Here is a 12,618-nt window from a genome sequence, read left to right as displayed (position 1 = left end):
CTCCCGAGGGGGCCGGGAGCGCGGGTGTCCTCGCGGAGGGCGGTGAGCCGGGCGCGATGCGGCAGGTGGCCGGGGTCGCCAAGGGGGTAAACCTTACTTTCACAGGACATTTCGGACTTGCTGCCTGGATCCGGGCGGGGCGTCAAGAGTCCACGTCACACCCCACGCTCTACGACCAGATGTCGTAGATGGGTGGTTTGAGGTGGGATGGGTGGGCGGGTTACCAAGGATGAGTCCAACCGCCCGGCGCGCCCTTCGCGTCGGGTCCGCTCTTGTCCGGAGGACTTCCCCGTATGTCGAAGCGCGTCCAGCACCCCACCCGTAACGCCGTCGTCGCCCTCGCCGCCGCCGGCATCGGAGCGTCGATGGTGTTCGGAGGCGGTGCCGCCGTCGCCGCCGACAGCAAGACGATCCCCGCCGCGGGTCCCGCCGCCGCCGTGGCCGCCCAGGCCCAGGTGCAGGCGGAGCAGGCCAAGGCCGCCCAGGCCGCCCAGGCGAAGGCCGTCAAGGCCGCCGCCGCGAAGAAGGCGGCCGCCAAGAAGGCCGCCGCCGCCAACGCCGCCAAGAAGGCCGCCCTGGCGAAGAAGGCCGCCGCCAAGAAGGCGTCGTCCTGGGTCAAGCCCGTCGCCCGCTACACCCTGACCGCCAGCTTCAACCAGGGCGGCGCCATGTGGTCCCACAAGCACAGCGGCCAGGACTTCGCCGTGCCGGTGGGCACCGCGGTCCACGCCGCCCACTCCGGCACCGTCGTCAAGGCCGGCCCGCGCGGCGGCGGTGACGGCTCGGCGTACGGCAACGCCATCGTGGTCAAGCACGCCAACGGCACGTACTCCCAGTATGCGCACCTCTCGAAGATCAACGTGCACCTCGGCCAGACCGTGAAGACGGGCCAGACCATCGCCCGGTCCGGCAACACCGGCAACTCCTCCGGCCCGCACCTGCACTTCGAGATCCGTACGACCCCGAACTACGGCTCCGCGCTGAACCCGGCCAAGTTCCTGCGCTCCGAGGGCGTCGTCATCTGACGCTCAGCCCCGCGGGCCCTGGTGGGCCCTGGTCACCAGATCGACGGCGACCTCGAGGACGGCTTCGCGCTTCTCCTCGGGGTCGCCGTCGACGTGCTGCATGAAGAACATCCCGGCGTGCATCGTGAACAGCGCGCTGATGCAGCGCACCCGGTCGGCCATGCTGAAGTCCGGCTCCTGGACCAGCCGCGTCAAGGTGATCATGCGCTCCTTGAACGTCTCCCCGATGCTCAGGTCGCGCACGGTCGCCTGGTTCTCCTGCATGAAGCGGAAGAGCGGCGCCGCGCCCATGAGCGCCGCGTGGTAGCGGCGCAGCATCTCCTGCTTGGTCTCCAGCGTGCGCGGCTGCTGCTCGGCCCAGTCGATCAGCTCGTCGATCGGCCGCGTCAGATCGCGGAAGAGGCTGATGACGATGTCTTCCTTGGTCTTGAAGTGGTAGTACAGCGCCGCCTTCGTGACGTCCAGGCGCTCGGCGATCTCGCGGAGGGACGTCTTCTCGTAGCCGTGCTCGGCGAAGAGTTCGAGGGCCACGTCCTGGATGCGCTGACGGGTGTTGCCTCTGGCCATGGTCCGCTCCCGAAAACTTACTTGACGCCCGGCTAGTGACGGGTCTACCTTCCCCAGTGTAGTAACTAGCCGGGCGGCAAGTAAGTAACGGGAGTGGGAAACATGTCGGAGCCCTTGGAGAAGGCGGCGCCAGCGGCGGAGGAGAAAGCGCCGCGCAGTGTGCGCGTCGTCCTGCTCGCGCTGATGATCGCGATGCTGCTGGCCATGCTGGACAACATGATCATCGGTACGGCGATGCCGACGATCGTCGGGGAACTGGGCGGCCTCGCCCACCTGTCCTGGGTGGTCACCGCGTACACCCTCGCCACCGCCGCCTCCACCCCCATCTGGGGCAAGCTGGGCGACCTCTACGGGCGCAAGGGCACCTTCCTCACCTCGATCGTCATCTTCCTGGCCGGCTCGGCGCTCAGCGGCATGGCCCAGGACATGGGCCAGCTCATCGGCTTCCGGGCCGTGCAGGGACTGGGCGCGGGCGGCCTGATGGTCGGCGTCATGGCCATCATCGGCGACCTCATACCGCCGCGGGAGCGCGGCAAGTACCAGGGGATGATGGCCGGAGTCATGGCCCTCGCCATGATCGGCGGGCCGCTCGTCGGCGGCACCATCACCGACCACTGGGGCTGGCGCTGGTCGTTCTACATCAACCTGCCGCTCGGCGCCGTCGCGCTCGCCATGGTCACCGCCGTCCTGCACCTCCCCAGGAAGGAGCGCACCGGCCGGACCCGCATCGACTACCTCGGCGCGGCCCTCCTGACGGTGGGCATCACCTCGATCGTCCTGGTCACCACCTGGGGCGGCACGGAGTACGCCTGGGACTCCGCCGTCATCATGGAACTCATCGCCATCGGTGTCACCGCCCTCGCCGGTTTCCTCTTCGTCGAGACCCGCGCGGCCGAGCCGATCATCCCGCTGCACATCTTCCGCAGCCGCAACTTCACCCTCATGTCGGTGATCGGCTTCCTCACCGGTTTCGTGATGTTCGGCGCCACGCTCTTCCTGCCGCTGTACCAGCAGTCCGTGCAGGGCGCCTCCGCGACCAACTCGGGCCTGCTGCTCCTGCCGATGCTGCTGGCCATGATGGTCGTGTCCCTGTACGCCGGCCGGGTCACCACCAGCACCGGCAAATACAAGGTCTTCCCCATCGCGGGCGGCGCGCTGATGGTCCTCGGTCTCTTCCTGCTCTCGCAGATGGACACCGGCACCTCCCGCCTGACCTCGGGCGTCTACATGGCGGTCCTCGGCGCGGGCATGGGCTTCCTGATGCAGATCACCATGCTCGTCGCGCAGAACAGCGTCGAGATGAAGGACATGGGCGTCGCCTCGTCCGCCACCACCCTCTTCCGCACGCTCGGCTCGTCCTTCGGCGTGGCCATCATGGGCGCGCTGTTCACCGGCCGGGTGCAGGACGAGATGGCGGCGCGCGGCGGCGGGGCGGCCACGCAGCAGTCGGCCCAGCTCACCGCCGACGCCCTGGCCAAGCTGCCGGACCCGGTGCGCGAGGCGTACCAGTTCGCGGTGTCGTCCGGGACGCACGTCGCCTTCCTGGTCGGCGCGGCGGTCGCGGTCCTCGGCTTCCTGGCGGCCCTGTTCGTCAAGGAGGTCCCGCTGAAGGGCGCGGGCCCCCGGCCGGAGCCCGCCGACGCCGCCGGACCGGACGCGCCGGAGACGGCCGCCGGGGAACCCGCGGCACGCCAGGACGGCGACCGCGGCGACGGCGACGGCGAGGACAACGCCCGCGGCGACGGCGACCGCAAGGACGGGCGGCTCGCGGACACGGCCGTCTGACCCCCTCGCCCGACGGCGGTGGCCCCCGGTGCCCGAGCGCACCGGGGGCCACCGCCGTCATGGCGTACGGGAGCCGCCTCCTCAGGGCGCGCCCGGGAACTGGAGTATCGGGAAGCTGCCCGTCGCCGTGGGAGCGTGCTCCGGGAGCCACAGCACCGCGATCGCGCCCCCCGCCCCCGGGGCGGTACCCGTGGGCGCCGCGTTGCGGAAGGTGAGCCGCGCGCCCAGCACCCGCGCCTGGCCCGCCGCGATCGTCAGGCCCAGGCCGTGACCGTGCCCGGCGCGGTCGCTCGCCCCCGTACGGAAACGGCTCGGACCCTCCCGCAACAGCGCCTCCGGGAAGCCCGGCCCGTGGTCGCGGACCCGCACCACCCGGCCCTCGACCGTGACCTCGACCGGCCCGGGGCCCTTGCCGTGCTTGGCCGCGTTGGCCAGCAGGTTCCCCAGGATCCGCTCCAGCCGGCGCGGATCGGTGTTCACCCACGACTCGTGCACCACCCGCACCACGGCGTCCGGGTCCATCGCCACCACCCGGCGCTCCACGAACTCCCCGAGCGCGATCTCCTGGAGTTCGGCCCGCTCCGACGCGCTGTCCAGCCGGGCCACCTCCAGCACGTCCTCGACCAGCGTGCGCATCGCCTGCGCCCGGTCCCGCACCAGCTCCGTCGGCCGGCCCGGCGGCAGCAGCTCTGCGGCCGTGAGCAGCCCCGTCACCGGCGTCCGCAACTCGTGCGCGATGTCCGCCGTGACCCGCCGCTCCGCCTCGATCCGCTCGTGCAGCGCGTCCGTCAGGGCGTCCACCGCCCGGGCCAGCTCGTCCGTCTCGTCGCGTACGACACCGCCGATGGCGTCCCGGACCCGGACGTCCGTGTTGCCCTGGGCGACCTTCCCGGCCGCCGTGGCGGCCTTGCGCAGCCGGCGCGACAACTGCCCGCCGATCAGCACCCCCAGCGCGCACCCGCCGAAGACCACCGACACCGAGCCGACGACCAGCGCCTCGTCCAGGTCCTTCATGATCGTCGTGCTGCGGCTGGCGAACGGGCTGTGCAGCGACAGCACGTCCCCGTTGCCCAGCGGCACGGCGGCCCACACGTCCGGCGGGCCCTCGGCGTGCTCCTGTACGTACGTCCCGCGCCGCCGCTCCCGCATCAGCTCGTCGAGCTCCCGCGGCAGCGCCGGGTCGTTGAGCTTCGCCCCGAACTTCGGATCCGTCTTCGGCTTCGCCGACTCGTACATCCGCTGGGCGAACATCAGCCGCTCCATCTGCACGTCCCGCGCGTTGCCGAGCATCGAGACCCGGGCGGCGTTGTGCACGACGAGGCTCAGCGCGACCGCGACCAGGGCGCCCACCGCGGCGATGGCGATCGAGATCTTCCACCGGACACCGGTGCGCAGGGCGGGTGGCTTCATCCCTTGAGCTTGTAGCCGAAGCCGCGGACCGTCTCGATCCGGTCCTGGCCGATCTTGGTGCGCAGCCGCTGCACATGGACGTCCACGACCCGCGTGTCCCCGCCCCAGCCGTAGTCCCAGACCCGCTCCAGCAGCTTGTCGCGCGACAGGACGGTGCCCGGCGCCGAGGAGAACTCCAGCAGCAGCCGCATCTCCGTCGGGGTCAGGCCCACCGGGGCGCCCCCCTTGCGGACCTCCATGCCGTCGGTGTCCACCTCCAGGTCACCGAAGGACAGCACCCCGCCCTGCCCCGGCCCGCCCCGGTCCCCGTCCCCGGCGCTCCCGCCCGCGGACCCGCCGGCGTGCCCGAAACGGCGCAGCACGGCACGGATCCGCGCGACCAGCACGGCGCCGTCGAAGGGCTTGGTGACGTAGTCGTCGGCACCGGCCTCCAGGCCCAGCACCACGTCGATCGAGTCGGCACGCGCCGACAACATGATCACCGGCACGGTCGACTCGTCGCGGATGCGCCGGCACAGGCTCACGCCGTCCATGCCCGGCAGCATCACGTCCAGCAGCGCGATGTCCGGCTGCCGCTGCCGGAAGGACTCCAGGCCGGACAGCCCGTCCGGCATCGCGGTCACCGCGAAGCCGTCGCGCTCCAGGGCGAGCTGGGTGGCCTCACGGATGACGTCGTCGTCCTCCACGAACAGGACATGGGTCTCCGCCATCGGCGCTTCTCTCCGTGCTCTCTCGTCTGCTCGTACTCTCACCGGACGCCCGGCCCCCGCCGGACGCTCAGCCCTTGCCGGGCGCGGTCGGCTCGGCCGGACCGTCGATGCCGCCGTCGCCGGCCGTCCTGCTGTACTCGTTGTGCACCCGGTCGTGCTCGGAGAACTTGTTCCCCGCCCACCGGTAGGTGATCACGTCCTCGCCGGAGGGGTACGACACCGGGTCGCCCTCCGCGTACACCTGCTTGGTGACGACCAGGTCCCCCCGGTCGATCGTCGAGTAGACGGCCGGCTCCTCCAGCGAGAACACATTCTCGTACGCCGTGCCCTTGGCTTCGTCCTTCGCGTCGCCGAGCCGGTACACGTACGTCCCGACGCCCACCGCGTCACCGCACGTCAGCACGTTCACCACGACGTCCGGCGTACCGGAGTCGGTCAGGGTGCCGTAGGAGGTGTCGACCGGGTAGGCGTCCGCCACGCACGGCTTGAGGTCGTCCTTGACCCGCCCGCTGACCTTGGGATCGTTCATGATCAACTGGACCGCGTCCACCTTCTTCACCGGTGACGACGCGGATGACGCGGGAGCCGGCGCACTCGACGGCGTGCCCTGGTCGGCCCGGGCCGCGCCCTCGTCGCGCGTCCCCGTACCGCCGGTGGAGCACCCGGCCGTAAGCAGCCCGATGGCGGCGGCCACCGCCATCGCCGTGGTGCCCGCCGCCCGGATACCGCCCGTACCGCTCCCGCTGTGTCTGGCGCTCAGGCCGCGCACCGCTCCCGCCCCCGTTCGTGGCCGCGTCCGGCCGCACGCTCCGCACGGCCGTCACGCTCCAGGACGCGGGCGTCGGCGTCGACGGCCCGGCTCTCCAGCTCCTGGCGGAGGCGGGCCAGCGCCCGGTGGAGCGTGGACTTCACCGTACCGGTCGACATGCCGAGCGCGGCGGCGGTCTCCTCGGTGCTCATCTGCTCCCAGTGCCGCAGCACCACGACGCTGCGCTGCTTGGGCGCCAGCACCTTCAGGATGTCCATCAGCAGGGCCCGGTCGGCGTGCTGCTCGGTGGCGTCCTCGACGGACGCGTCGGGGAGCTGCTCGGTCGGCACCTCCTCCAGCTTGCGGGCGCGCCACCACTCCGTACGCGTATTGATCATCACGCGGCGCAGATAGGCGTCGGCGAGGCTCTTGTCCGCTATGCCGTCCCAGCGGCCGTACGTCCGGGCCAGCGCCGTCTGGAGCAGGTCCTGCGCGTCCACCGGGTCCGGGACGAGGCGCCGGGCGCTGCGCAGCAGAGCGTCCTGCCGTGTGCGTACGTACTCCTCGAATTCGAGCACCTCGCCGTGCGACATCCCGAACCGCCTCCGATCCCCGTTTTCCCCGCTGGTCTTTACGTCGGAGACGCTACGGAGCTCGTGTCACGGGCCTGTCCGCACAGACCGTCGGCGGACGCACGGCTGGCCATCGGTTGTGTAACAGCGATGGTGTTACACAGCGGGGGGCGGCCCGCGGAACCCCGCCGGCCGGGGCCCTCAGCCCGCCGGGAGCCGGTACCGCCCGCCGTCCAGCGGCTCGACGAGACCGTCCGCGACCAGGCCGTCCAGGGCGCGGGCGCGCTGCACCGGCTCGTGCCACACCGCGTCCAGCGCCGCCTGCTCCACCGGGGTCACCGCCTCCCGCAGGACCGCCAGCAGCCGGCCGCGCACCTGGCGATCCGTCCCCGCGTACGTCTGGCCGCGCCGCGCCGGGCCGTCGTGGGCGGGCTTGCCCGCCAGCCGCCAGGCGCACCGCTCGGCGATCGGGCAGCGGGCGCAGTCCTCGTTCCGGGCGGTGCACACCAGCGCGCCCAGCTCCATGGACGCCGCCGCCCACCGGGCCGCCGTGCCCTCGTCGTCCGGCAGCAGCGCCCGCGCCAGCTTCCGCTCGGCGGCGGTGGTGGCGTTGGGCGGGTACTGCACGCCCGTCACCGACCGGGCGAACACCCGCCGCACATTGGTGTCCAGCACCGCGTGGCGCTGCCCGTACGCGAACGACGCCACCGCCGCGGCCGTGTACTCGCCGATGCCCGGCAGGGCCAGCAACTGGGCGTGGTCGCTCGGTACGTCACCCTCGTGCCGTTCCGTTATCGCCACCGCCGCGCCGTGCAGCCGCAGCGCCCGGCGCGGGTAACCGAGCCGGCCCCAGGCGCGCACCGCCTCGCCGGGGGCCTCGGCGGCCAGGTCCGCCGGACGCGGCCAGCGGGCCAGCCACTGCTCGTACACCGGGAGCACCCGGGCGACCGGCGTCTGCTGGAGCATGAACTCACTGACCATCACCCCCCAGGCACCCGCCTCGGGGCGGCGCCAGGGAAGGTCGCGGGCGTTCTGCTCGAACCAGGCGAGCACCGGCGCGTGCAGGGCGGCGGCGTCGGGCCCGGATCCGGGCCTGGTCTCGGGAGAAGAGGGGATCGCAGTCATGGCACCCCCGATCCTGGCACGTATCTCAGGAGCGGCGGTGCATCGGCTCCCGGCGCCGCCGGCTCGCGGCCCGGCCCGCGCCCGCCACGGGAACGGCCGGCCCCGGCCCGGCGAGCCACGCGGCCAGGGCGGACCGGCTCGTCCGCATGGTGTCGGTCAGCGCCCGCACGGGCCCGGTCAGCAGCTTCACGAACAGGACCGCCATCAGCGCGCCCAGCACCAGACCGGCCGCCACGTCGTGCGGGTAGTGGACCCCGACGAACACCCGCGAGAAGGCCATCAGCAGCGCCATCGGCACGGTGAGCCAGGCGATCCGGCGCCAGGCCAGCGCGAGGGCGACCGCGGCGGCACCCGCGATGGCCGAGTGGTTGCTCGGGAAGGACCAGTCGCCGTACGGCGGGCACTCCACGATCGAGGCCGCGGCCCCGGCGACCGCCCGGCACGGGCGCTCCTCGTCCACCACCGACTTCAGCAGCTCGCTGACCACGTACCCGAACGCGGTGCCCAGCGGCGCGAGGACGGCGAGCGCCATGGCACGGCCCGTGGCCGGCCGCGCCCGCCACCAGCCGGCCAGGAACAGCACGCCGAACAGCAGCAGGCCGGCCTCCGTCCACAGCTCGGCGACGAGCTGCAACCAGCCCGGTGCGTCATGGGCGAGGTCGGTGATGTCGCGATAGAGGTCCTGACTCATGGTTACGGACGGTACCTGGCCCCCGGAGCCCGCCCGACCGGAGCCCGGTCGTTCGAGTGTGATCATCGGCAAAACTTGGTGCACGGGCGGCGGGTGGGGCGGGAGTTGGCGGCGATCTCTCGTACAGTTCGGTCCGTGGGATCTCTGCGCAATCCGGTCGGGCCGCTTCCCTCCTCCATCTACTGGCGACGGAGGGCAGTCGCGGCGAGCCTGGTCGCGCTGCTCGCGCTGCTGATCGTATGGTTCGTCAGCTCCGGCGACGGCGACGGGAAGAAGGGCGGCGACCGCTCCGACGGGGCCGCTCCCGCCACCTCCATCACCCCGGGACCCTCCCGTCCCGGAGCGGCGATCAGCGAACAGCCGGGCGGACGCGACGAGTCGGGCCCCGGCGAGGGCGACGACGGCGGCAAGAACGGTGACACGACGTCACCGGGCGACGGCGACCCCGGTTCGGACACGGGCGGCGGCACGGGCGGCGGCTCCGGCGCCGGAGCGGGCGACGGCACCGGTGCGGGAACCGGCGGCGGCGGAGCCGGCGGCACCAGCTCCGGTGAGCAGGTCCCGGCGAACTCCCCGCTCCCCAACTGCGCCCCCGGCACGCTCCAGTTGACGCTGCGCAGCGCCAAGGTGAGCTACGCGCCCGGCGAGAAGCCCCGCTTCCAGCTCGTCGCCCGCAACACCTCGGCCACCACCTGCAAGGCCGACCTCGGCCCCGGGACCGCCGTGCTGAGCATCAAGGACGACGAGGCCGACCAGGTCTGGTCGTCGAAGGACTGCCCCCGCGGTTCCGGCACGCTGCTGCTGCGCGTCCCGGCCGGCGGAAGCGTCACGCACACCCTGGAGTGGGACCGCCGGCCCAGCGCCCCGCGGTGCGCGACCCCGCCCGCGGCACCCGCCGGCCCCGGCACCTACCTGGTCGAGGCGACCGTGCCGGGCGCCAAGGTGATGCCCGCGTCGTTCACCCTCACCAAGGACTGACGCGCCAGGGAGTGTCCGTGAAGTACCGGCGTCCGCCCGGAGGGCGGGACAGGCGGGACTTTGCGGACACGACCTGGGACACGCCCTAGACGTACCGCTCCAGGATCGACGACTCGGCGAGCCGCGACAGCCCCTCCCGTACGCTGCGGGCCCGCGCCTCGCCGACCCCGTCGACCGTCTGGAGGTCGTCCACGCTCGCGGCCAGCAGCTTCTGGAGGCCGCCGAAGTGCTCCACGAGCCGCTCGATGATCGCCCCGGGCAGCCGGGGCACCTTCGCCAGCAGCCGGTAGCCGCGCGGCGAGACCGCCGAGTCGAGCGCCTCCGGCGACCCGGTGTATCCCAGGGCGCGCGCCACGATCGGCAGTTCCAGCAGCTCGGCGTGGCTGAGCGCGTCCAGCTCGGTGAGCGCCTCGGCGACCGTACGGGACCGCTTGGCGGTGGGCTCCGGCACGTAGTCGCGCACCACCAGCTCCCGCTCCGGCTCGACGCCCGCGATCAGCTCGTCCAGCTGGAGGGCCAGCAGCCGGCCGTCGGTGCCGAGCTCCACCACGTACTCGGCGATCTCGGTGGCGATCCGGCGCACCATCTCCAGGCGCTGGGCGACGGCCGTGACGTCCCGGACGGTCACCAGGTCCTCGATCTCCAGCGCGGAGAGCGTGCCGGCGACCTCGTCCAGACGGAGCTTGTACCGCTCCAGCGTCGCGAGGGCCTGGTTGGCGCGGGAGAGGATCGCGGCCGACTCCTCCAGCACGCGGCGCTCACCGTCGACGTACAGCGCGATCAGGCGCATCGACTGCGACACGGACACCACGGGGAACCCGCACTGCTTCGACACCCGGTCCGCGGTGCGGTGCCGGGTGCCGGTCTCCTCGGTGGGGATCGACGCGTCCGGGACCAGTTGTACGCCGGCCCGGAGGATCTTGGTGATGTCCTTGTCGATGATGAGCGCGCCGTCGAGCTTGCACAGCTCGCGCAGCCGGGTCGCGGTGAACTCCACGTCCAGGACGAACCCGCCCGTGCACATCGACTCGACGGTCTTGTCCATGCCGAGGACGATGAGACCACCGGTGTTCCCGCGGAGGATGCGCTCCAGACCGTCGCGCAGCGACGTACCCGGCGCGACCGCGCTCAGGGATGCGCGCATCAGCGCTTCATTGCCGGAGCCCGCGCCGGACTTTCCGGGAGCTGCTGCCCCGTCCTTGGCTGCCACTGCACTCCTCCGGCTCGTACGGATGGGCGAGACCTGGGCAAAGTCTAGCGACCCCGTCCCGACCCGTCGGGCTCCCGCCCGGTCCGCCCCGTAATCGCCCGGCCCGGGCGCGGCCCCCGCAGCCGGCCGGTGCGGCCGCTTCCGGGCCCGGTGGGCGGCGCCCCCGGCCCGCCGGCCGCTGCCAGGCCGGCCGCACGGCCACGCGCGGCGCCGCGGGTGGCGGCGTCAGCTCCGGGGGGCCTCCTCCCGCGCCGGGGCGCGGCGCCGCGAGCGGGGGAGGACCCGGAGCGCGTCGCCCATGTCGGCGACCTCGGTGACCGTCATGCCCACCGGGACCTTGCCCGGGTCGACCGGGACCAGCGCGTGCGTGAAGCCCAGCCGGTGCGCCTCGGCCAGGCGCCGCTGGACGCCCGTCACCCGCCGCACCTCGCCGGCGAGGCCGACCTCCCCGATCGCGACCAGGTTCTTCGGCAGCGGGGTGTCACTCGCCGCCGAGGCCAGCGCCAGCGCCACCGCGAGGTCGGCCGCCGGTTCGGACAGCTTCACCCCGCCGACCGTCGCGGAGTAGATGTCCCGCTTGCCGAGGGCGGTGATCCGGCCGCGCTGTTCGAGGACGGCCAGCATCATGGAGACGCGTGACGTCTCCAGGCCGGACGTGGTCCGCCGGGGCGACGGGATCTGGGAGTCGACGGTCAGCGCCTGGACCTCGGCGACCAGCGGGCGGCGGCCCTCCAGCGTGACCGTCAGGCAGGTGCCGGGCACGGCTTCCGCGCGGCGGGTGAGGAAGAGGCCCGAGGGGTCGGCCAGCCCCGTGATCCCCTCGTCGTGCAGTTCGAAGCAGCCCACCTCGTCCGTCGCCCCGTACCGGTTCTTCACGCCGCGCACCAGCCGCAGCCGGGCGTGCCGGTCGCCCTCGAAGGACAGGACGACGTCCACGAGGTGCTCCAGCAGGCGGGGGCCCGCGATGGCACCGTCCTTGGTGACGTGCCCGACGAGCAGGGTGGACATGCCGCGCTCCTTGGAGGCGCGGATGAGCGCGCCGGCGACCTCGCGGACCTGCGCCATGCCGCCCGGGGCCCCGTCGATCTCGGGGGAGGCCACCGTCTGTACGGAGTCCAGGACGAGGAGCGAGGGCTTGACGGCGTCCAGGTGGCCGAGGACGGCCGACAGGTCCGTCTCCGCCGCCAGGTACAGGTGGTCGTCGAGCGCGCCGATCCGGTCGGCCCGCAGCCGGACCTGGCTCGCGGACTCCTCGCCGGTCACGTAGAGCGTGCGGTGGTCCTCGCTCGCCGCCTTCGCCGCCACGTCGAGGAGGAGCGTGGACTTGCCGACGCCGGGCTCGCCGGCGAGCAGGACGACGGCACCCGGCACCAGGCCGCCGCCCAGGACCCGGTCCAGCTCGTCCACCCCGGTCGTCCGGGCCGTGGCCTGCCGGCCGTCGACCTGGCCGATCGGGAGCGCGGCGGTGGAGACGCGTCCCGCCGCGGTGGTGCGGACCGCGGGCGCGCCGTACTCCTCCACCGTCCCCCAGGCCTGGCACTCGGGGCAGCGGCCGAGCCATTTGGCGGTCGTCCAGCCGCACTCGGTACAGCGGTAGGAGGGCCTGTCCTTGGCGGATTTCGTACGGGCAGCCATGCGGAAGACCGTAGCGGTCCCCACTGACAACCCTGCCCGCGCGGGGCTGGCGGGGCGGCGGGGGCATCAGGGGCGTGGGAGGGTGACCGGCGCGGAATCTGCGCTTCCTGTCCCCTTTTGAGGGATACGTTCACCCGTAAGGATTAAAAGTGTGGAAGGGGT

12 protein-coding genes are annotated in these 12,618 nt (G+C 72.9%); 3 read left to right on the top strand and 9 right to left on the bottom strand.

The window, feature by feature from the left end; all coding sequences use genetic code 11:
- The first annotated feature begins 293 nt into the window (after nt 1-293).
- Nucleotides 294-1,025, top strand: coding sequence for a M23 family metallopeptidase (locus tag ACZ7LK_RS31455; protein ID WP_392275348.1), 732 nt, complete (start codon nt 294-296; stop codon nt 1,023-1,025).
- 3 nt (nt 1,026-1,028) lie between these two features.
- Here the strand turns inward: ACZ7LK_RS31455 and ACZ7LK_RS31450 are convergent, their stop codons facing one another.
- Nucleotides 1,029-1,592: a TetR/AcrR family transcriptional regulator gene (locus tag ACZ7LK_RS31450; RefSeq protein ID WP_392275347.1), complete on the bottom strand. Its 564-nt coding sequence runs from the start codon at nt 1,590-1,592 to the stop codon at nt 1,029-1,031.
- Nucleotides 1,593-1,694: 102 nt separating this feature from the next.
- Between ACZ7LK_RS31450 and ACZ7LK_RS31445 the strand changes: the two genes are divergently transcribed.
- A complete protein-coding gene (locus tag ACZ7LK_RS31445) occupies nt 1,695-3,377 on the top strand; it encodes an MDR family MFS transporter (RefSeq protein WP_471144583.1) in 1,683 nt (560 codons plus the stop codon).
- Nucleotides 3,378-3,458: 81 nt separating this feature from the next.
- On the opposite strand, the gene cseC is transcribed toward ACZ7LK_RS31445, so the two are convergent.
- From cseC to ACZ7LK_RS31415, 6 genes are all read right to left on the bottom strand, one after another.
- A complete protein-coding gene (gene cseC, locus ACZ7LK_RS31440) occupies nt 3,459-4,787 on the bottom strand; it encodes a two-component system sensor histidine kinase CseC (protein WP_392275345.1) in 1,329 nt (442 codons plus the stop codon).
- Entirely contained in the window at nt 4,784-5,497 is a 714-nt protein-coding gene (gene cseB / locus ACZ7LK_RS31435; RefSeq protein WP_392275344.1) for a two-component system response regulator CseB, read from the bottom strand. Before cseB ends, cseC begins: the two co-directional genes overlap by 4 nt.
- A 67-nt stretch (nt 5,498-5,564) precedes the next feature.
- A complete protein-coding gene (locus ACZ7LK_RS31430; RefSeq protein WP_392275688.1) occupies nt 5,565-6,197 on the bottom strand; it encodes a hypothetical protein in 633 nt (210 codons plus the stop codon).
- Between the two features lie 56 nt (nt 6,198-6,253).
- Nucleotides 6,254-6,838, bottom strand: a complete 585-nt coding sequence (locus ACZ7LK_RS31425) for a SigE family RNA polymerase sigma factor (protein ID WP_392275343.1) — start codon at nt 6,836-6,838, stop codon at nt 6,254-6,256.
- 180 nt (nt 6,839-7,018) lie between these two features.
- Complete coding sequence (locus tag ACZ7LK_RS31420; RefSeq protein WP_471144582.1) at nt 7,019-7,942, bottom strand: HhH-GPD family protein; 924 nt, start codon at nt 7,940-7,942, stop codon at nt 7,019-7,021.
- Nucleotides 7,943-7,967: 25 nt separating this feature from the next.
- A complete protein-coding gene (locus tag ACZ7LK_RS31415) occupies nt 7,968-8,633 on the bottom strand; it encodes a phosphatase PAP2 family protein (protein WP_392275341.1) in 666 nt (221 codons plus the stop codon).
- A 135-nt stretch (nt 8,634-8,768) separates the two neighbouring features.
- Here ACZ7LK_RS31415 and ACZ7LK_RS31410 point away from each other — a divergent pair, with 135 nt between their 5' ends.
- Complete coding sequence (locus ACZ7LK_RS31410) at nt 8,769-9,611, top strand: hypothetical protein (RefSeq protein ID WP_392275340.1); 843 nt, start codon at nt 8,769-8,771, stop codon at nt 9,609-9,611.
- Nucleotides 9,612-9,696: 85 nt separating this feature from the next.
- On the opposite strand, the gene disA is transcribed toward ACZ7LK_RS31410, so the two are convergent.
- Both disA and radA read right to left on the bottom strand, forming a co-directional pair.
- On the bottom strand, nt 9,697-10,821 hold the full coding sequence (gene disA, locus ACZ7LK_RS31405; RefSeq protein ID WP_031077317.1) for a DNA integrity scanning diadenylate cyclase DisA: 1,125 nt from the start codon (nt 10,819-10,821) through the stop codon (nt 9,697-9,699).
- A gap of 225 nt (nt 10,822-11,046) precedes the next feature.
- On the bottom strand, nt 11,047-12,456 hold the full coding sequence (gene radA, locus ACZ7LK_RS31400; protein ID WP_392275339.1) for a DNA repair protein RadA: 1,410 nt from the start codon (nt 12,454-12,456) through the stop codon (nt 11,047-11,049).
- Nucleotides 12,457-12,618 lie beyond the last annotated feature (162 nt).

The organism is Streptomyces sp. NPDC039423 (assembly GCF_055598725.1).
Note: the sequence above shows the minus strand (reverse complement) of the source record. Positions and strands in the feature narration are given on the sequence as shown.

What these genes read in the sequence shown, in the direction of transcription:
- ACZ7LK_RS31430 (WP_392275688.1), bottom strand. Translation starts at nt 6,197, where the DNA reads ATGGCGGTGGCCGCCGCCATCGGGCTGCTTACGGCCGGGTGCTCCACC.
- ACZ7LK_RS31420 (WP_471144582.1), bottom strand. Translation starts at nt 7,942, where the DNA reads ATGACTGCGATCCCCTCTTCTCCCGAGACCAGGCCCGGATCCGGGCCC.
- cseB (WP_392275344.1), bottom strand. Translation starts at nt 5,497, where the DNA reads ATGGCGGAGACCCATGTCCTGTTCGTGGAGGACGACGACGTCATCCGT.
- ACZ7LK_RS31450 (WP_392275347.1), bottom strand. Translation starts at nt 1,592, where the DNA reads ATGGCCAGAGGCAACACCCGTCAGCGCATCCAGGACGTGGCCCTCGAA.
- ACZ7LK_RS31445 (WP_471144583.1), top strand. Translation starts at nt 1,695, where the DNA reads ATGTCGGAGCCCTTGGAGAAGGCGGCGCCAGCGGCGGAGGAGAAAGCG.
- radA (WP_392275339.1), bottom strand. Translation starts at nt 12,456, where the DNA reads ATGGCTGCCCGTACGAAATCCGCCAAGGACAGGCCCTCCTACCGCTGT.
- ACZ7LK_RS31455 (WP_392275348.1), top strand. Translation starts at nt 294, where the DNA reads ATGTCGAAGCGCGTCCAGCACCCCACCCGTAACGCCGTCGTCGCCCTC.
- ACZ7LK_RS31425 (WP_392275343.1), bottom strand. Translation starts at nt 6,838, where the DNA reads ATGTCGCACGGCGAGGTGCTCGAATTCGAGGAGTACGTACGCACACGG.
- cseC (WP_392275345.1), bottom strand. Translation starts at nt 4,787, where the DNA reads ATGAAGCCACCCGCCCTGCGCACCGGTGTCCGGTGGAAGATCTCGATC.
- ACZ7LK_RS31415 (WP_392275341.1), bottom strand. Translation starts at nt 8,633, where the DNA reads ATGAGTCAGGACCTCTATCGCGACATCACCGACCTCGCCCATGACGCA.